We start from the raw sequence: 19,019 nt of genomic DNA on the forward strand, positions 1-19,019 counted from the left end.
ATATGACAGAATTGTGAACATAATTAAATGGAAAGTAATTTATATTGCATTTAATTTGGGGATCATCATTTCAGCACGGTTCTTCTTTTTCGTGTTAGAATAATGGATAAATAAAAAACATCGTATTTATAAGGGGAATTTATTATAAAGGAGAGGCTTTCATGACAACGGTAACCATCATAGCTGGTGGACATAAAATAGACTCACGATTAACAGGTATTTTACAATTTGCGGTAGATTATTTAGGAAAGAAGAATGTGGCTGTTCATATCATTCAAGTGCATCAATTACCAAGTGCTGCCTTAATTACAGCAGACTTTATGAACAAGGATATAATAGCGGCAAGACAAAAAGTAGAACAAAGTAATGGTGTCATTGTATTATCACCTGTATTTCAGGCATCTTATTCCGGAATTATCAAGACGTTTCTTGATTTATTACCACAAAAGAGTCTACGAAATAAGGCAATACTTCCACTGATGCTAGGAGGAAGTATTGCCCATTTATTAGTAATGGATTATGCTTTAAAGCCTGTTTTAGCGAACCTAGGTGCGACAAATTTATTAACAGGGGCATATGTAACAGATAATCAAATTGCAAAGAAAGACAATCAAAACTATGTATTAGATATCGATTCAGAAACAAGGATTACGAATCAATTAGAACAGTTACTGGAGGGAATTCAATAATTGTGGAAAAGTGATGGCAGACCATCACTTTTTCTATATTTTCCTAGAATGTGGAGAGTGGACATGGTATGATAAGAATAGAAAGAGTATTTTAAAAGATGCAGGTAATAATAATCTATAATCATGACTTGTTAGCTCAGTGGGAGAGCACTTGCTTGACAGGCAAGGGGTCACTGGTTCGAACCCAGTACAGGTCATTATAAAGGAACGTAGAAAAAAGCTTCTCATTAGAGAAGCTTTCAGCTTGTTGATAAAAGGAATTTAGGAAATGCAAATGGAATTATTATGCATTGATTGGAGTGGAAGGGGTGAGACTCCTGTGGGATCTGCGAGACAGTCTGAGACCCTGCAGGCCTTTAGGGCGAAGCGGCTCAGCGCGAGCCCCACGGAAAGCGAACCCCTGCAACGGAAATCAACTCTTATTTAAAAAATGTATATGTATAAACTAAGACAAACTCCTAATTACTGAATTAGGAGTTTGTCGACAGTCTGAAAGCTTCTCAGTAGAGAAGCTTTTTTTCTTTGTAAACGTACTTCAAAATTTTATTAATTTGAATAGTCCTGCTAACCAAATACATAATAAACAGCATTTTTCGAGAAGAAAGCGAGTAAGCACTTGGTAGATGCGGAAAATATCAATACCATGGTCCTCTATTTAACGGTACATTTGGACCTAAGTAAGGGTAATAAGCTTGAGTTCCTTGTGGCCTTGGAGCGATATAATACATTTGTCCACCAATCAAGTAGTAATAAGAGTTATCCTTTCCAAGAAGTTGTTGGTTCCATGCTCCATATGTCGGCTGGGGGAAGTTTTGATAAATTACGCCATCTAGCCCAGTGATAATAGTTGGCTGCATATGTTTGCCTCCTTTATATTTGATTTATCTTATGTGAAGTTTGATAAATAGATGGTTGTTTCATAGTTATAAAGAAAAAAAGCACCAGCAATTGCGGTGCTTAAAAAGATTTATTATGATACAAAAAATCTATTACATTTTTAATTACTATTTCTCTCCTCCTGTACTGCCCTTAATTGAGAAATAGTCACAAGTTGATATCCTTCTTTTGTTAATTTTTCAATAATTTCCACTGCTGCATCAGCGCTTTTTTCATATATATCATGCATTAGGATAATGCTTTCATCACTCGCTGCTTTCATAACTTTATCAACAATTTTCTTTTTCGATGGATGTTTCCAATCTTCTGGATCAATGTTCCAAAGCACAATCTCTTTATCTAGTTCTTTTTTTAGTTCAAGCTGGATAGCTCCATAAGGCGGACGAATGAGAGTTGGTTCCACTCCTGTTACCTTTTTGATTAAATTATCCGTATCTTGAAATTCCTTTAAGGCTTTCTTGGTATTCATTTTAGTGAGAAGGGGATGATTCCATGAATGATTCCCTATTTCATGCCCGTTCTCAATAGCTTGCCGAAGGACGTTTGGATAATATTGAACACGCTCACCAAGAACAAAAAACGTAGCATGGCCATTATATTTCTTTAATGCTTTGAGAATTTTTTTTGTTGGTTTATTACTTGGACCGTCATCGAATGTTAATGCAATAACTTTTTTGGATGGATCAATTTTTGCTACTTCAGGTAATTCGGTGACCAATTTTTTCGGTTTTGCTTCTGCAAGTAAATTTTTATTTTTCTCTTCCTCTTGATAGATTGCTAGTAATTTATCTTGTAAAATCTCTTTTTTGATGGCAAGTTCTTGAACACCTAGTTTTTCCGCCGCAATTTGGTTAGGAGGAAAATAAAAAAGAATAGAATCATTTAGAACCGCAAAGTTTTGAAAGTTACCTTCATGTGGTGCAGTTCCTTGTTTTACTAACGCTTTGTCTGTTGCCAGGTCTTTATCCTTTATTAATTCTCCATAACTGATTTTTGAAAGGAGAGATAAATAATTGCTTTTTTCTTGGAAAATGTCTTTTAATGAAAGCTGTTTATGTGTCTGTAAATCAAATGTTAAACTTTCTGTTGTCAAATTCCCTTTAGGTCCTGCAGTATATTCAAACGTCTCAAAAAGAATCGAGATTGTTTGCTTGCTGTAATGCGTAATCGTGTAGGAAATATGTAAGGAAGTTTCCTGCGTGTCTGGAACATTTGCTTTTTGAATATGTTTGTCATATTCGGTAATTTTGTTTGTAATATATTTTTTCAGGGCAGCAGTAATTTCTTCATCTGGAAGGATTGGATAGCTGGTCCAGTAGCCTCCATGCTTTTCATCTTTAGTATATGAGTTTATTTCAATTGTCTTATAATTTTGATCATATTGTATTTTGACCTCTGGCTGTTTTTCTGAGGGTTCAGCAGCCTGCTTTTTTTCACTATCGAAAAACTTGAAAATAAATACTAAAAGAGTGAGGCAAATAAAAAGTATAAAAATATTTCTCCATTTTAAGCGTTTCATGTTGTTAACTCCTTACTTGAAATAAAAGGTAATGCTTCATCATTTATATAGACGTAATAGAAGGGGAAATAGTTTTACATTTAGTTAAATTTTTCAAAAAAAGATGGATACAATTATAATTTTGTCGCCAAATAGATTGCAGAACTAGAATTTCCTTTTCATGCGATTCTTGAGGAGGAGGAGGAGACTCCCTGTGGAATCAGCGTTAGTCCTACAGAAAGCACCCTCTGATTCAAGGAGGTTAATACATATACTTTACTCAAATTTATATTTCTAAAAAATGGGGTTTTATCTTAAGTCTGTATGATTAAACTATATTTTTTCTTTAATATAATGAATAAAAAATTTTCTTTGTTTGTAACTTGATAAAAGAAATATTTTTTCGTATAATAATTCTATTAAATGAAAACACTTTCAAACGTAAAAGAAAAGGTGGTAATAATATGGATGCCTATTTATTGATTATTGCATTACTTTCCATTGTCATTGTTATTGTTGGAGTTTCCCTTTTTAAGTGGCATGCTTTTATCAGTTTAACAGTGGCGAGTTTATTTTTAGCTGTTTTTTCAGGACTATCTTTTGATAAGATTGTAAGCGCTTATGAAACAGGAGTAGGTGGCGTATTAGGTCACTTAGTTGGTATATTGGCACTAGGTACAATTTTAGGAAAAATGCTTTCTGAATCAGGTGCAGGCTTAAGAATTGCAAATTATTTTGTAAACGTTTTTGGAGAAAAGAAATTACCTTGGGCTATGTTTTTTTCGGGGTTTATAATTGGAATTCCGGTATTTTTTGAGGTTGGTATTTTAATATTATTACCGCTTGTTATTTCCATTCAAAAGGCAACAAAGAAAAATATTTTATTGATTGCCTTACCTGGTATTGCTGGATTATCCATTGTACACGGACTTGTTCCGCCACATCCTGGAGCAATTGCTGCTATTGGTATTTTTGATGCTAATTTAGGTACGGTCTTATTATACTCCTTGATTATTGCAGTACCAGCAGGGATTCTCGGGGGACCTTTATTTGCAAAGTGGATCAATAGCCGTGTTTTTCCTAAAGGAGAGTCAACACTTATTACGGCAGAGCCAATAGCAGAAGATAAATTGCCAAGTATAGGCGTGTCTTTCCTATCTATCTTATTACCTGTCATTTTAATGATCATTGGAACCGCTGCCCCTTACTTAACGATTTTCTCACAAGGCGTAAGAAATGTACTTATCTTTCTTGGCAGCCCGTTATTATCTTTATTAATTGCTGTATTTTTCGCTTTTTATTTCCTCGGTATGCGTCAAGGAATGGACAAAGAGAGTATCAAAAAGTTTACAGAAGATTGTTTCTTGCCGGTCGGTTCTATTTTACTAATTATCGGTGCTGGCGGTGCATTTAAACAAGTGTTAATTGCTAGTGGAGTAGGCGATACAATTGGATCAATGTCAGAGAGCTTATCATTATCCCCACTTGTATTAGCTTTTATGATTGCAGGATTGATTCGGATAGCAACTGGTTCTGCAACAGTAGCCTTAACAACAGCAGCAGGGATAGTGTCACCAATAATCGCAGGAATGTCTGGCGTAAATGTGGAACTATTAGTGATTGCAACCGGTGCTGGTTCCTTAATGTTCTCCCATGTAAATGATGCTGGGTTCTGGATGGTAAAAGAATATTTAGGACTAACAGTCGAAGAAACCTTCAAAACATGGACAGTATTAGAAACGATATTATCATTCATTGCATTTGCAGGCGTCTTGATTTTAGATTTAATTGTTTAATAGACAGTTGTATAAGTTAATAAAAGGCAAGAGGGATTATTCCTTCTTATATGATATGTACTTTAGTTAATCGTTTAATGGTAACCAGTTTATTGGAACGGTAAGTGATTGGTCAGATCTAAGTTAGTTAGAAAAATTTACACGAGCAATTTATTTGTCATTCCCCCTTGCTTCATGTACAGTAAAGCTCTCACCTTTTTAGGTGAATGCGCGGAAGGTTGACGTCTGTAAAACTCGAATGGTTCAATTATTCAGTTGAACTTCTAGAAGTTTTCCTTTTACTGAAATAGAGTATTCTTCAACTCTCCATAGGGAAGCAATTAAAGGGGAAATGTTAATGAAACAAGTATATAGTGATTTCATCCAGTTTCGCGGAAGTCATTATGATTTTGGATACATGCAGGGAGAATTATTAAAGGATTCACCCATTCTCCCTAATCGCATAAAGCACTGGACATCTAAGCGAAAACGCTATTTTACCATAAATGAAAAAGAATCTATCCAACTCCTAAATAAATTTATTCCTGGAATGCTAGCAGAAATCACTGGATTAGCTGACGCTCTTCAGTGGAGAATAGAGGATGCATTACGAGAATTTGGCGGCCATTATGTAGAGTATGGAAGAAGTGGATGCTCTATTTTAGCAGGCTCCCAGTATTTAATTAGAAACTATGATAGTCATCCAGGTTCCTATGAGGGTCGCTATATGATCTATCAGCCAACTGATACTGGATATGCAGTAATCGGTCCATCTATGCAAATAACAGGAAGAATAGATGGGATAAATGAAAAAGGTCTCGCAATGGGTTATAACTTTATTAATCGAGTTGGTTCAGGGGATGGTTTTATTTGTAATATGATTGGTCGAATGATTTTAGAGACATGTGCAAATGTAGAAGAGGCCATTGATTTATTAAAAGAAATACCACACCGAACATCCTTTAGTTATGTGTTATTAGATCCAAGTGGAGAGGCGTATGTTGTAGAAGCAACTCCACGATCTGTCATTGCCAGAAAATCTAATATTAGTACGAATCACTTTGAAATATTAAAAGAAGAAAACCGCTATCAGATGGATGAATCTATACAAAGAAAGCAGAATATCGAAAAGCAGCAGGGAAATCATTCAAATGTGTATGAGGCCTTTCGAATATTGAATGACAGAGATAAAGAGATATTTTCAAATAAGTATAATGCTTGGTCTGGAACACTGCACACCGCAGCATATTTACCTAATGAAAGAAAAGCGTGGTTTGCGCTTGGGAGTGATCGAATGCCTGTTATCATCGATTTAGAATCTTTCTTAAAGGGAGAAAAGCTGAACTTTAAAAAAATTATAGGGCAGCTTGATTATGATACTCCCTTTATTAATATGGAGCTATTATAGTGTATTTATATAAAAAGGAAGTTAGTGATGGTAAGAACAATCATAATTAACTTCCTTTTTTGCGTTTGCTGAAACTCTGAAGTAGGGAATATTGTTTTTCTTCCGTTAGATTCGTGTATCAGAAATGGCATTCCTAATTCTTTCTAATGATTGATTAGCAACATTTTTATTTAAAATCATTACATTGACATACAATGCATCTATTAAACTAAGCTGGCCAATTCTTGATGATAAAGCTTCCGAACGATATTCTGTTTCCTCAGAGCTTGTGAACAGTGCTACATCTGTATTCTGGCCGATTGGTGATTTAGGATACCCAGTGATACCGATTGTTTTGGCACCATTGTTTTTTGCTGTTTTCATTATGTTAATAGTATCTTTATTAGTGCCAGAATGTGAAATAATTACAGCTACATCCTTCTCTGAAAGCTGAGAAGAGGACATTAGTTGAAAATGAGAGTCAACGAATGAAAACGCTTTAATTCCAGTTCGGACAAATTTATGAAAAGCATCCATAGCGATAACTGCTGAACCACCTGTACCATAGAATTCAACCCGATTTGCCTGTAAGAGAAATTCCACTGCTTTTTGAATCGAATGACCATTTAATATTTCTAATGTATTTTCTAGTGTACGTACATTCGACTTAAATACTTTTTCAGTAACGGTTTTTACACTGTCATTTTCATTAATCTCTTCATGTATTTGCTGAATAGGTTCAATTACTTCTGAGGCCAATGCTATTTTCATTGCTTGATAGCCTTTAAATCCAATTCGTTTACAGAAACGAAAAACAGTAGCATCTGCTACTCCTAGATCCTCTGCTAATTCGTTAATGGTGGAATGAATGATTTTTTCTGGATTCTCAAGAATATAATCAGCGATTTTTTTTTCTTTTTCACTCAGTCTAGCGTAATAGGAACGAATTTTCCCAAGACAATTTTGCGCCATTGACTTCTATCCTTTCCAAATTAATATAGTTGTAGTATAACACAATTAGTCTCTTGAAAAAAAATTTCTTATTAAAATAATTTTTTTCAAAAAATATTTTCAAGGGGGTATATTTTCGAAAAAAATTTCTATATAATAGTATGTAGAAAGAAATATTTTTTCAAAAGGAGAGATAACGAATGAACATCGGTCTTATAGGTTTAGGAAAAATGGGTTTTAACTTGGCTTTAAATATGGTGGACCATAAGTATAGTGTAACAGCTTTTGATATAAATGAAAGCGCTGTAAAAGAAATTTCTAATAAAAATGTAACAGGAGTTAATACAATTGAAAAATTAGTAAGAAATTTGCCAGCTCCAAGAGTAATTTGGCTAATGGTGCCAGCAGGTGAAGTAACGGAAAATGTCTTGCGTGAAGTAAAGAAATATGTGGAAGCAGGGGATATTATTATCGATGGTGGGAATTCCCATTATAAAGATTCCAAGAGAAGAGGATTAGATTTACAAGAGTTAGGAATCTTCTATCTAGATGTTGGCACAAGCGGCGGAGTAGATGGAGCTCGACATGGTGCCTGTATGATGATTGGCGGCAATAAAGGAATATTTGATAAGGTAGAAGGATTATTTAAAGATTTATGTGTGGAAAATGGTTATACGTATACCGGCGTGTCTGGAAGCGGCCATTTTCTGAAAATGGTTCATAATGGAATTGAGTATGGCATGATGCAATCCATTGCAGAAGGATTTGAATTGTTAGAGAAAAGTGAGTATGATTTTGATAATGAAGGAGTTGCAAAGGTTTGGAATAATGGCTCTGTTATTCGTTCGTGGTTAATGGAATTAGCACAAAATGCCTTTTCTAAGGATTCAAAACTGGAAGGAATCAAAGGAGTAATGCATTCCTCTGGTGAAGGCAAATGGACGCTAGAAACAGCCCTAGATTTACAAACTGCTATGCCAGTTACAGCCTTATCTTTAATGATGCGTTATCGTTCGTTAGAGGAAGATACCTTCTCTGGAAAAGTGGTTGCTTCCTTACGAAATGAGTTTGGTGGGCATAGTGTAGAATCAAAATAGAATGACAAGAAAATCCTTTAGCAGGTAGAAGTAATGCTGAAGGATTTTTTTGATAAAATAATATTAATGTATCGGAATGGTTTCTTAACTATGGTAAGAATACAGAAAAAGGAGGCGGAAATACATGAGAACTTGTCAGAATTGTGATCAAAAATGGACTTGGAAGCAAACTTTAAAAAGCTCTTTTACATTAGATAATAAACTGATTTGTCCACATTGCAGGGAAAAGCAATATGTTACCTCTCGAACAAGAGGGATAACGTTTATGGCAACTATTTTAATAATCACATTTACGCTGCTTAGCAATCTTCTCTTTGGACCTTCCTTTGTCTTTGTAGTTATTCTAATAAGTTTTATCCTAATCGTTCTTGGACTTTATCCTTTCTGGGTCGAACTTTCCAATAAAGAAACAGGGTCATAGCAATAAGCAGGCTAACTAATAAAAGGTGGAAAGACAAAATCTTTAATTTAGTAGCGCGGCCCAATTCGTTACACTACAGACTGTGGATGATCCACAAACCTTCTTTCTTAAAAAGCATAAAAAACCCAAACAATTATACGATATATTGGTATCACCGTAAAATTGTTTGGGTTTGAATTCGTTCGACTGAGTTACTTTATATGCAGGTAATTTTCTTAAGATGTTTGTGGTGCTTATTTAACCCATTTATTCTGAAAAGATGCTATGGCATCATATTCTTTTTCTAAAGCTCGAGAAATACGGATATAAATAGCGGTTAAATCTTGATAGATATCAACATTCTCTTGAATTGGCTGATGGGAATGTGTACTACCGACTAATTGTTTCATAATCGAAAAATCATCAATTTCTCCGAGTGCATACATACCTAAAACGATGGCACCAAGACAAGAGCTTTCAAAGCTTTCTGGAACGACTACTTCTTGATCAAAAATGTCTGCCATCATTTGTCTCCATAGTTCAGAACGAGCAAAGCCACCTGTTGCTTGAATTTGCTTTGGTGCTCCAATCACTTCTTGTAAGGCTAACATCACCGTATAAAGATTTAAGATAACTCCTTCTAATACAGCTCTCACCATATGTTCTTTTTTATGATGTAAACCTAGTCCAAAGAAGGAGCCTCTTGCATTGGCATTCCATAAAGGCGCTCGTTCCCCAGCAAGATATGGATGGAATAATAAACCGTCCGCACCAGGTGTAACTCTAGAAGCAATTTTTGTTAAAACTTCATAAGGATCAATTCCGAGTCTCTTTGCCGTTTCCACTTCCGAGGAAGCTAATTCATCACGAACCCAGCGGAATGTCATGCCGCCATTATTTACAGGGCCACCAACTACCCAGTGATCTTCTGTTAAGCAATAACAAAAGATTCTTCCTTTAGGATCGGTTACTGGTTTATCGGTTACAGTACGAATCGCCCCGCTTGTACCGATTGTCACAGCGACAACTCCAGGGTCAATAGCATTTACCCCAAGATTAGATAGTACGCCATCACTTGCGCCAACCACAAATGGAGTTTCAGCAGGAATTCCAAGTTCCGCTGCATAGTTATCCTTCAGTCCTGTTAAATAATGGGTCGTCGGAACGGGTCTTGCCAACTGCTCAGATGTTACGCCGGCAACTTTTAAAGCTTCTTGATCCCAATTTAAGTGTTCAAGATTAAACATTCCTGTTGCAGAAGCAATTGAGTAATCGATCACAAATTCGTTAAATAAGCGATAGAAAATATATTCTTTAATGCCAATAAATTTAGCTGCCTTTGTAAAAATATCTGGTTGATCATTTCTTAGCCAAGTTAATTTTGATAAAGGAGTCATAGGGTGAATTGGCGTTCCTGTTCTGCGGTATATTTCCAAGCCATTATATTCTTCTTTGATTTTTTTTGCCCAAGAGGAAGAACGGCTGTCAGCCCAAGTAATACAACGTGTTATTGGTTTCCCCTTTTCATCTAATGCAATAACACTGTGCATTGCTGAACTAAAGGAAACTAATTTTATTTTACTAGTATCCACGTTCGCTTTTTTAATAGCTGTTTTCATTGTTTCCATTACAGCCTGAAAAATTTGCTCTGGATCTTGCTCTGCGATGGCTGGTGCAGGGCTATGCAGCGGATATTCGACATGATGCATGCTTAATACTTTGCCAGCTTCAGCAAATAAGACAGATTTTGTACTCGTTGTACCAATGTCTACACCTAAATATAGGGATGATAATTGCATATTAAAAACTCCTTTAATAAAAAGTCTAAAAAATATTTCATAAAAATATAAATTCACAGAAAAAAATTTCTTTAATTATATTTTAAAGGAAACAAAATGATTTTGAAACTGTTTTCATTCATTATTTTAAATTAATTTCCCATTATTCTTCCTCAAAAGATAAAATAATTGTTGATTTCTCAGATAGCTGTAAATTTTTGCCCTGGTTAGCATAAAAATAAAGCAAAAATATGCTAAACTTAATCTATCTTATGGGGAAGGAGTTTTTTGAATGAATAACGAGATTGAAACGACTTACGAGGCTATTTATAATCAAATTCTCCATTTTCAACTGCAACTGGAAGCGTTGAGTATACAAGCAGGTTCATGGCAAGAAGAGGATCAAGAACAGTTAATTAGAATGTCTATTGCCCTTCAAGCCTCGAAAGATATTTTGGAAAATATGCTTACACCAGGGAAAAAGCTGAACTTTATTTATGAAAAAGGAATGTTCAGCTTGGAAATGTTTGATGAAAAATAAGCATTAAAGAAGAATATCCTCGCTTGGCCGAATATTCTTCTTTCGAAATTCTCCAGGAGTAATACCAGTAGATTTCCGAAATACTTTTGTAAAATAGTTGGCATTCGCAAAACCTACTTGGACTGAAATGTCTTCAATAGAATATTTGGTTTGATATAATAACTCTGCTCCCTTTATGATACGGATATTCGTTAAATATTGAATCGGTGTAATTCCAAGTACCTTTTTGAATAAACGAGTGAAGTGGAAGCGGGAAAGCGCAGCAGCCTCTGCCATATCATCTGGTCCGATTGGTTTATGATAGTGATTTTGAGCAAATAATGTCGCATTTAGTATACTTTCAGGAAGCTGAATGTCTCCTATGTTCTTCTTATATTGATACAATTCCATGATAAAGGAATAGGCGAGACTTGAAGCATAAAAAGCGTTATTTATCTGTTTATCTTTTGCTAGCTGATAAATATGCAGAAGGTGCTGAATGGGTCTCGAGTCCGAAGCTAATTGAATAATTGGCTGCTCGTTTTCCGTAAAAGAACGCCAGCATTTTTTTACCGTTTCACCATATAGTGTAATAAAAATAAATTCCCAATGCTCACTAGTTGGAGGCAGATAGTATCTGTATTCCTCTGAAATATCAATTAAAAATGCCTTTCCAGCTGTCAATTTATGATTTTTACCTCCAAGTTCAATAGCACCAATTCCAGATATGGTATATTGAAAAACATACATACTATCCTCTTTACGCTTTTTTCCTTTCCAATTATATAGATGGGAGGTTTGATTTTCCCATCCGATTGACCAAATTTGGGCTACCTCTTTTGTAATTTTTTCCGTAAATCTGTAAGCAAATACATTATTATCTTTTTTGGACAATAGAATGCTCCTTTCTTAGTAGAGCTGGCATTGGTAGATACTTGCCTTGGATAAGATAGGAGTAATAGATAGAAATTAAGTGTTTGGCATAAAAATTTGAAATTTATTAGCAAATTATTACCCTTTTCCCTTTCTTATTTTACCATTGAGAGAGAAAGGTTTGAAGCATAAAATAAAATTGTAAACGGTTTAATGGAAGTCTAGAAATATGAGTAAGCATAAATGTTCATAAAAAAGGAGAGATAGAAATGGCAAAAAATCTATTTGCAACTTTTACAAATATTTTTAATGAAACAGAAACAAGCATCCGTACTTTTTTTGCACCAGGACGTGTGAATTTAATAGGTGAACATACTGATTATAATGGAGGACATGTTTTTCCTTGTGCCTTATCTATTGGTACGACAGCACTTGTAAGAAAAAGATCAGATCGAGTGATTCAATTTTATTCTACAAATTTTGCGGATTTAGGTATTATTAATGTTTCTTTAGACGATCTATCCTTTAATCAAGCAGATGATTGGGCGAATTATCCAAAGGGAGTAATAGTAACGCTTGCGCAATATGGATATCAGCTCGATGCTGGATTCGATGTTTTATATGAAGGAGAAATTCCCAATGGTGCTGGCTTATCTTCGTCTGCATCCATTGAAGTAGTGACAGCCATTATGTTAAATGAGTTGTATTCCTTTGCAATTGATCAAGTCAGCTTAGTAAAAATGTGTCAAAAAGCAGAAAATGAATATATTGGTGTGAGCTGTGGAATTATGGATCAATTTGCAATCGGAATGGGCAAAGAAAAACATGCTATATTACTAGATTGCGACACACTTGACTATGTGTACAGCCCACTAGATTTAGATGCAGCTTCTTTAATTATTGCCAATACAAATAAACGCAGAGGGCTAGCGGATTCTAAATATAATGAGAGACGAGGAGAGTGTGAAAGAGCATTAAGAGACTTGCAGGGAGAATTAGAGATTCGATCATTAGGTGAATTAACGCCAGAGGAATTCGATTCGCATGCTCATTTGATTAAGCAAGATGTCGATAGAATGAGAGCAAAGCATGCTGTGTATGAAAATGCTCGAACAATAGAAGCTGTAAAAAAACTTCAAGCAGGAGATATTGCAGGATTTGGACAATTAATGAATGCATCACATATCTCCTTACGTGATGATTATGAAGTGACCGGAAAGGAATTAGACGCATTAGTGGAAGCTGCTTGGGAACAAGCAGGGGTTATTGGATCTCGTATGACGGGAGCAGGCTTTGGCGGTTGTACGATCAGTATTGTCAACAATGAGCATATTGATTCTTTTATCGAGACGGTCGGAGCGAAATATGAGGAGCAAACAGGATTGAAGGCAGACTTTTATGTTGTTCAAGTTGGAGATGGAGCCAAGGAAATTGTTGAATAGTAACAGTAAAATAAAAAGGAGAGAGAAAATATGGCGATATTAGTATGTGGTGGTGCCGGTTATATCGGAAGTCATATGGTTTCTGAATTATTAGACCTAGGTGAAGAAGTAATTGTTGTTGATAATCTTCAAACTGGGCATAAAGCTGCTGTAAGAGCGGAAGCAACCCTTTATATTGGCGATTTACGGAATGAAAGCTTCTTAGAAGAGGTCTTTAAGAATCATACGATTGAAGCGGTAGTCCATTTCGCTGCTGACTCTTTAGTAGGTGAAAGTGTAACAAATCCGTTGAAATACTATGATAATAATGTAAACGGTGCGATGACTTTATTGAAAGTGATGCACGCAAATGATGTGAAGAGAATTGTTTTCTCGTCAACTGCAGCAACTTATGGAGAGGCAAAGAATTTTCCGATTCAGGAGAGTGATGACACGATTCCAACGAATCCCTATGGAGAAACCAAACTAGCCATCGAAAAAATGCTAAAGTGGTGTGAAGCAGCATATGGGATTCATTATGTAGCTCTTCGTTATTTTAATGTAGCAGGTGCGCATATAGATGGGAGATTAGGGGAAGATCATTTTCCAGAAACGCATTTAATTCCCATTATACTGCAAGTAGCGTTAGGAAAGAGAGAAGTAATTAGTATTTTTGGTGATGATTATGAGACACATGATGGGTCATGTATTAGAGATTATATTCATGTCACCGATTTGGCTAATGCTCATATCCTTGCTTTAAAAAAATTGCAGAAAGAAGAAACAAGCGGTATTTACAATCTAGGGAGTGGAACAGGTTTCACGGTGAAAGAAGTAATTGAGACAGCGAGAAAGGTAACGGGGCATCCTATTCCAGCAGAAATTGCTCCAAGAAGAGCAGGGGATCCGGCGCGATTAGTTGCTTCATCAGAGAAAGCGCAAGTAGAGTTAGGGTGGAATCCACAGTACACTTCACTGGAGACAATGATAGGAAGTGCATGGAACTGGTTCCAAGCAAATCCGAATGGCTATAAAGAATAAATGAGAATGCACTAAGAGGAAAGGAGCAATGTTATATGACAACCACTATTTATCAGCATGTAGAACAATTGCTTCATTATGGAATAGAATCAAACTTAATTACAAAATGGGATATAGATGTAGTGCGGAATAAATTACTCGAAATCTTAGAATTGGATGATTTTGTCCCATCAGAGATTAGCGCTCCAGTGAAAATAGAGTTGCGTGAACTATTAGATACTATTTTAGATTGGGCTGCTGAACATAATCTCTTGGTAGAAAATACAATTACCTATCGAGATTTACTAGATACTAAATTAATGGCTTGCTTTGTTCCGCTGCCCTCTGAAATAAATAATAGATTTGCCATGCTCTATAAGGATAAGGGAGCAAAGAGTGCAACTAGTTGGTTTTATGACTTTTCAAAAAAAGTTGATTACATCCGCACGGATCGAATTGCTAAAAATGAAGAGTGGCTGGCGCATACGAGTTATGGAGATTTAGAGATTACGATTAACTTGTCTAAGCCAGAAAAAAATCCACAAGAAATAGCTGCTCTAAAAAAAGTAAAACAAGGTTTTTATCCTAAATGTTTGTTATGTAAAGAAAATGCTGGTTATGCAGGAAGAGTTAATCATCCGGCTAGACAAAATCATCGTATTATACCAGTGACTCTAGAAGAGGAACAATGGTTCCTGCAGTTTTCGCCATATGTTTACTATAATGAGCATGCTATTTGTTTTTCTGAACGGCATGAGCCAATGACCATTTCGAAAAGAACATTTACTAGATTACTAGAATTTGTTCACCAATATCCTCATTACTTTATGGGGTCTAATGCCGATCTGCCGATAGTTGGAGGGTCCATTCTTGCCCATGAGCATTTTCAAGGGGGATATCATGAATTTCCGATGGCAAAGGCAGAAATAGAAGCTGGATTTACGTTGGAGCAGTTTCCTGCTATCCATGCAGGAATAGTTAAATGGCCGATGTCTGTTTTACGTCTAAATGGTACAGACAAACAACAATTAGTGGAAGCATCTGATTATATATTAAAAAAATGGCTGGATTATAGTGATGAAAGTGTTGATATTCTTGCATATACAAACGGTGTTCGTCATAATACGATCACGCCAATTGCAAGAATGCGCAATGGCCAATATGAAATGGATTTAGTGCTCCGTAATAATCGTACAAGTGAAGAATATCCATTCGGGATCTTCCATCCACATGAGGAAGTTCATGCGATTAAACAAGAGAATATTGGTTTGATTGAAGTGATGGGGTTAGCAGTTTTGCCAGGAAGATTGAAAGTAGAAATGAGCTTACTTGCAGAGAATATCGTCAAAGCTGATTTTGAAGAGCGCATCCGTCTAGAGCCAGCTATTGTAAAACACTTAGCATGGGCAAAAAAAGTTAAAGAAAACAATCCACAGATGACAAAAGAAAATGTAAGTACTATCTTACAAACAGAAATAGGAATTGTTTTTGAGACAATCTTACATCATGCCGGTGTATTTAAAAGAGATGACGATGGAACAAAAGCCTTTTATCGGTTTATAGAGACACTATAAAAAGTGCAGAGGAAAAAGATTAGATTGGTTAAGGTTAGAATATGAATGAGAGATGAAAAAAATTCTTAGAGATCACTCGTTTTATAAGAAAACAGGCGGTCTCTAAGAAATCAACTCTTAAACTTAATATTAAAGAACCTTTAGCGCCAAGTGATTGTGAATGGTTTTATAAAAATGCTGCTTATCTGTTTGCTGCTTTTTTAACCGGAGCTTAGGGTTCGGGATATGTAATTGGACTTTATGATAATCTCTATAAGATAAATAAATAGTATAAACTGATTTTCCAAGAGCGGTAAAGAATGCTTCTGGTACCATAATTCTCTTTAAAGCCCCTTCATATGGTTCAATCGAAAACATAAACTGGTTATGGATGTTGTTTCGATCGCGGAACAGGAGATGTTCAATCTCTTTTGGGTGATCACCTGCAATACGAATATCGAAGCGGAAGAAACCATTCGTATATTCACAATTTATTAATTCAGCATACATAGGGACTCTAATAAAGTTATAAGGCGAGCTTAGCGGAGAAACCCAGTAAGCAGTATCATCTTTAACTACATGTTTTTTTATTTTTTCTTGATTCATCCATCGAAATAATGTTTCGATATCCTTATAGCGTTTTTGTGAAAATAACTGATAACAAACCTTATTATAAGGATGGTAAAAATGGTCACTGATCTCATAATCCAACGAAGAAGTCGTCCGTAACATTTTTTTCATGGTGGATATATATGCTTTCCTTTTTAAAAACTCATCTAATTTCCCTTTAAATGTTTGATTGTTTTCCGTTCTTAGCGTATGATACCGATTTATAAATCGATTAAAGCAATCAAATTCATACAAGCGATTAAGGACCATTCGCTTTAACTCTGAATCCATTTCTTTCTCTTTAAAGTAGTTGATTACTTTTCGATTACAATGCATTTTATTTAATACATTCGTCTGCTTCGTCAAGGATTCGTCATTATCATCTAAGCGATTTAAATAGTAGATAACAGCTTCTGTTGTTGAGATTTTTTTACAATTAGTCAATACTTCCATGAAAAATTGCTTATCTTCTCCATACTTCATCTCAGGAAATTGAATTTGGTTCTGTTTTATAATGCTAGACTTCATTAATCTTGCCCTAGGTCCTAAATGATGAAAAATATGTGGGATACTCGCCGGGGGGATACTTCTTCTTTCTTTCCATGATTCGTGTTCGCCTACTATGGCATTTTTTTTAGACGTGACTTTAATTGTTTTTCCCACTATATAATCATCATCTGTTTCATTTAGTACACTATAGAGTTTTTCCAAGCCAGTCTTTTCAAACCAATCATCTGCATCTAAAAAAGTTAAGTAAGGGGCCGATGAAAGTTCAATGCCTAAATTTCTAGGATAGCCAGGTGTGCCTGTGTTTTTCGCTAGAAGAGCGAGTTTAATATTAGGATGCTCGTTAACAAATTTCTTCAAGATAGAACGAGTTTGATCTTTAGAGCCATCATCAATAAGTATATATTCAATCTGTGGCATAATGGATTGCTGTAAAACCGATTCAATCGTCTTCTGGATCGTTTTTTCATTGTTAAATACGGGGGTAATAACAGAAATAATCGGCTGTTCTAAATAGTTTGCACTCTGTAATAGTTCATATTTATATTTATTGTTTTTTCGAAGAGATGATATATTTTTCATTGCATTCCCTACCTTCATAATTAAAACTAAAAGAAAGTCCTTATAGCAATCATTATGAATCAACAAGCTACAAGGTATACTTCCATAAATAGAAAAAATAGTGCATACGTTATTGTTTTTTATCCTGTATAATATAGAGAGAGAAGAACAAGTAAGGAAATCTAGCTTTACATCAAGGAAAAATGAAAAGGCTTTCTTAATTAGCGGGTTTCAAAGAATGCCTGCTCTATAATTGATTTTTCTGGAAGAAAGCAATGTATAAGGAGGTTTATAGGTGACAACTATTAGTGATATCGCTAAACTTGCGGGCGTGGCCAAAAGTACTGTTTCTAGATATTTAAATGAAGGTTCTGTCAGTGAAGCCACGAAAAGAAAAATACAGCATATTATCAAAGAAACCGGCTATACGCCTAATGCATTTGCTCAAAGCTTAAAAGCAAAGAAGACAAATATTATTGGAACAATTGTGCCTCAATTAGATTCGTATGCTTTTTCACGGACTTTAATAGGAATAGATGAAGAGTTGAAGGCAAGGAATTATCAAATGTTAATTTCTCATTCAAATTTAGATTTGGAACGGGAAATAGAAAATATTCATTCTTTAGTAAGACAGAAGGTTGCTGGGATCATTTTATTAGCAACAGAAGTTACGAATCGCCATTTAATGATCATTAAACAACTAGGAATCCCTGTGCTTATTGTAGGGCAACAGCATGAGGAGATTCCAAGTTTAATTCATAATGATTATGAAGCAGCATATGAATTAGGGAAATATATACTTTCTCAAGGGCATAAAAGAATCGCCTTCCTTGGTCTCCAAGAAAAAAATGTTGCAATAGGAATTGATCGGAAAGAAGGGTTTAAGAAAAGTATCGAGGAAACAGCAAATATAGATGTCCAATTTTTTGAGGTGAAGATGGATCAAGAAACACAATCATTTTCCATTGTTTCTGAAATAATCGATCGATTTCACCCTAGCATCATTGTATGTGCTACAGATAATATTGCCATGGGAACAATGAAAGCAATCTATTCGAAGGGGATTTCTATTCCTTGCGATCTGTCCATAACCGGGTTTGGTGGGTATGAAATGACTGAGATGATATATCCAGGTTTAACCACTGCAAAGTTTTTTTATAAAGATGCTGGCAATCTAGCAGCCAGAAAGATGTTAAGTCTCATTAATGGTGATGATACTCCCATGAAAACAGTTTCTGGGTATGAAATTATTTACCGCGAAAGTGTTAGGCAAATGTAAGTTCAACTAAATGATATCAGCTAAAAGTGGATTTAGCCGATATCATTTATTCATATTTTTAGAAATAGCAGCAAGAAGGACAATAGGAACTTGACGAAATAAAAGGAAATAACTATAATTTGAGGTGAAACCGATTACCGCTAGTTAGTTTGGGGAAATAGAAAAATAGTGAATATCTGATAGGTTAATATTTAATCATCCAAG

At 35.3% G+C, this 19,019-nt stretch carries 16 protein-coding genes and 1 tRNA gene; 11 read left to right on the plus strand and 6 right to left on the minus strand.

Going from position 1 to position 19,019, the window contains the following annotated elements; all coding sequences use genetic code 11:
• The first annotated feature begins 161 nt into the window (after positions 1 to 161).
• The gene (gene ssuE, locus C2I06_RS00840) at positions 162 to 689 is read left to right on the plus strand and encodes an NADPH-dependent FMN reductase (protein WP_095329975.1); all 528 of its coding nucleotides are present in this window, start codon (positions 162 to 164) and stop codon (positions 687 to 689) included.
• A gap of 125 nt (positions 690 to 814) precedes the next feature.
• Positions 815 to 886 (plus strand) — tRNA-Val (locus tag C2I06_RS00845).
• A 438-nt stretch (positions 887 to 1,324) separates the two neighbouring features.
• Here C2I06_RS00845 and C2I06_RS00850 read toward each other — a convergent pair.
• Together C2I06_RS00850 and C2I06_RS00855 are read right to left on the minus strand one after the other, a co-directional pair.
• On the minus strand, positions 1,325 to 1,546 hold the full coding sequence (locus tag C2I06_RS00850) for a hypothetical protein (RefSeq protein ID WP_095329974.1): 222 nt from the start codon (positions 1,544 to 1,546) through the stop codon (positions 1,325 to 1,327).
• Positions 1,547 to 1,686: 140 nt separating this feature from the next.
• A complete protein-coding gene (locus C2I06_RS00855) occupies positions 1,687 to 3,105 on the minus strand; it encodes a polysaccharide deacetylase family protein (RefSeq protein ID WP_095329973.1) in 1,419 nt (472 codons plus the stop codon).
• A gap of 443 nt (positions 3,106 to 3,548) precedes the next feature.
• On the opposite strand from C2I06_RS00855, the gene C2I06_RS00860 reads away from it, so the two are divergent.
• Both C2I06_RS00860 and C2I06_RS00865 read left to right on the plus strand, forming a co-directional pair.
• Complete coding sequence (locus C2I06_RS00860) at positions 3,549 to 4,880, plus strand: GntT/GntP/DsdX family permease (RefSeq protein ID WP_095329972.1); 1,332 nt, start codon at positions 3,549 to 3,551, stop codon at positions 4,878 to 4,880.
• Positions 4,881 to 5,217: 337 nt separating this feature from the next.
• Complete coding sequence (locus C2I06_RS00865) at positions 5,218 to 6,267, plus strand: C45 family autoproteolytic acyltransferase/hydrolase (RefSeq protein WP_095329971.1); 1,050 nt, start codon at positions 5,218 to 5,220, stop codon at positions 6,265 to 6,267.
• Between the two features lie 105 nt (positions 6,268 to 6,372).
• Here the strand turns inward: C2I06_RS00865 and C2I06_RS00870 are convergent, their stop codons facing one another.
• Entirely contained in the window at positions 6,373 to 7,218 is an 846-nt protein-coding gene (locus C2I06_RS00870) for a MurR/RpiR family transcriptional regulator (protein ID WP_095329970.1), read from the minus strand.
• Positions 7,219 to 7,397: 179 nt separating this feature from the next.
• Here C2I06_RS00870 and gnd point away from each other — a divergent pair, with 179 nt between their 5' ends.
• Both gnd and C2I06_RS00880 read left to right on the plus strand, forming a co-directional pair.
• Complete coding sequence (gene gnd / locus C2I06_RS00875; protein WP_095329969.1) at positions 7,398 to 8,294, plus strand: phosphogluconate dehydrogenase (NAD(+)-dependent, decarboxylating); 897 nt, start codon at positions 7,398 to 7,400, stop codon at positions 8,292 to 8,294.
• A 124-nt stretch (positions 8,295 to 8,418) separates the two neighbouring features.
• Positions 8,419 to 8,715: a TIGR04104 family putative zinc finger protein gene (locus tag C2I06_RS00880; RefSeq protein ID WP_095329968.1), complete on the plus strand. Its 297-nt coding sequence runs from the start codon at positions 8,419 to 8,421 to the stop codon at positions 8,713 to 8,715.
• 233 nt (positions 8,716 to 8,948) lie between these two features.
• Here C2I06_RS00880 and gntK read toward each other — a convergent pair whose 3' ends face one another.
• Complete coding sequence (gntK, locus tag C2I06_RS00885) at positions 8,949 to 10,493, minus strand: gluconokinase (protein ID WP_123257267.1); 1,545 nt, start codon at positions 10,491 to 10,493, stop codon at positions 8,949 to 8,951.
• 271 nt (positions 10,494 to 10,764) lie between these two features.
• On the opposite strand from gntK, the gene C2I06_RS00890 reads away from it, so the two are divergent.
• Positions 10,765 to 11,013: a hypothetical protein gene (locus tag C2I06_RS00890; protein ID WP_095329966.1), complete on the plus strand. Its 249-nt coding sequence runs from the start codon at positions 10,765 to 10,767 to the stop codon at positions 11,011 to 11,013.
• Positions 11,014 to 11,016: 3 nt separating this feature from the next.
• Here the strand turns inward: C2I06_RS00890 and C2I06_RS00895 are convergent, their stop codons facing one another.
• On the minus strand, positions 11,017 to 11,886 hold the full coding sequence (locus C2I06_RS00895) for an AraC family transcriptional regulator (RefSeq protein ID WP_095329965.1): 870 nt from the start codon (positions 11,884 to 11,886) through the stop codon (positions 11,017 to 11,019).
• A gap of 248 nt (positions 11,887 to 12,134) precedes the next feature.
• Between C2I06_RS00895 and C2I06_RS00900 the strand changes: the two genes are divergently transcribed.
• The 3 genes from C2I06_RS00900 to galT are packed head-to-tail and all read left to right on the plus strand — an operon-like array spanning position 12,135 to position 15,880.
• Complete coding sequence (locus C2I06_RS00900) at positions 12,135 to 13,307, plus strand: galactokinase (protein ID WP_123257268.1); 1,173 nt, start codon at positions 12,135 to 12,137, stop codon at positions 13,305 to 13,307.
• A 30-nt stretch (positions 13,308 to 13,337) separates the two neighbouring features.
• On the plus strand, positions 13,338 to 14,327 hold the full coding sequence (galE, locus tag C2I06_RS00905) for a UDP-glucose 4-epimerase GalE (RefSeq protein ID WP_095329963.1): 990 nt from the start codon (positions 13,338 to 13,340) through the stop codon (positions 14,325 to 14,327).
• A gap of 35 nt (positions 14,328 to 14,362) precedes the next feature.
• A complete protein-coding gene (gene galT / locus C2I06_RS00910) occupies positions 14,363 to 15,880 on the plus strand; it encodes a UDP-glucose--hexose-1-phosphate uridylyltransferase (RefSeq protein WP_095329962.1) in 1,518 nt (505 codons plus the stop codon).
• A gap of 129 nt (positions 15,881 to 16,009) precedes the next feature.
• Here galT and C2I06_RS00915 read toward each other — a convergent pair whose 3' ends face one another.
• A complete protein-coding gene (locus C2I06_RS00915; RefSeq protein WP_164463593.1) occupies positions 16,010 to 17,557 on the minus strand; it encodes a glycosyltransferase family 2 protein in 1,548 nt (515 codons plus the stop codon).
• A gap of 274 nt (positions 17,558 to 17,831) precedes the next feature.
• Between C2I06_RS00915 and C2I06_RS00920 the strand changes: the two genes are divergently transcribed.
• Positions 17,832 to 18,815 (plus strand): LacI family DNA-binding transcriptional regulator, encoded by a 984-nt coding sequence (locus tag C2I06_RS00920; protein WP_095329960.1) that lies wholly within the window; start codon positions 17,832 to 17,834, stop codon positions 18,813 to 18,815.
• Positions 18,816 to 19,019: the final 204 nt, after the last annotated feature.

The sequence above is a fragment of the Niallia circulans genome (assembly GCF_003726095.1).
GTDB classification, from domain to species: Bacteria; Bacillota; Bacilli; order Bacillales; family Cytobacillaceae; genus Niallia; species Niallia circulans_A.

Excerpts from the sequence above, each read along its gene's own strand:
- C2I06_RS00865 (WP_095329971.1), top strand. The coding sequence starts at position 5,218 with ATGAAACAAGTATATAGTGATTTCATCCAGTTTCGCGGAAGTCATTAT.
- C2I06_RS00870 (WP_095329970.1), bottom strand. The coding sequence starts at position 7,218 with ATGGCGCAAAATTGTCTTGGGAAAATTCGTTCCTATTACGCTAGACTG.
- gnd (WP_095329969.1), top strand. The coding sequence starts at position 7,398 with ATGAACATCGGTCTTATAGGTTTAGGAAAAATGGGTTTTAACTTGGCT.
- C2I06_RS00855 (WP_095329973.1), bottom strand. The coding sequence starts at position 3,105 with ATGAAACGCTTAAAATGGAGAAATATTTTTATACTTTTTATTTGCCTC.
- C2I06_RS00850 (WP_095329974.1), bottom strand. The coding sequence starts at position 1,546 with ATGCAGCCAACTATTATCACTGGGCTAGATGGCGTAATTTATCAAAAC.
- galE (WP_095329963.1), top strand. The coding sequence starts at position 13,338 with ATGGCGATATTAGTATGTGGTGGTGCCGGTTATATCGGAAGTCATATG.
- galT (WP_095329962.1), top strand. The coding sequence starts at position 14,363 with ATGACAACCACTATTTATCAGCATGTAGAACAATTGCTTCATTATGGA.
- C2I06_RS00890 (WP_095329966.1), top strand. The coding sequence starts at position 10,765 with ATGAATAACGAGATTGAAACGACTTACGAGGCTATTTATAATCAAATT.
- C2I06_RS00900 (WP_123257268.1), top strand. The coding sequence starts at position 12,135 with ATGGCAAAAAATCTATTTGCAACTTTTACAAATATTTTTAATGAAACA.
- C2I06_RS00860 (WP_095329972.1), top strand. The coding sequence starts at position 3,549 with ATGGATGCCTATTTATTGATTATTGCATTACTTTCCATTGTCATTGTT.
- ssuE (WP_095329975.1), top strand. The coding sequence starts at position 162 with ATGACAACGGTAACCATCATAGCTGGTGGACATAAAATAGACTCACGA.
- C2I06_RS00915 (WP_164463593.1), bottom strand. The coding sequence starts at position 17,557 with ATGAAAAATATATCATCTCTTCGAAAAAACAATAAATATAAATATGAA.
- C2I06_RS00880 (WP_095329968.1), top strand. The coding sequence starts at position 8,419 with ATGAGAACTTGTCAGAATTGTGATCAAAAATGGACTTGGAAGCAAACT.
- gntK (WP_123257267.1), bottom strand. The coding sequence starts at position 10,493 with ATGCAATTATCATCCCTATATTTAGGTGTAGACATTGGTACAACGAGT.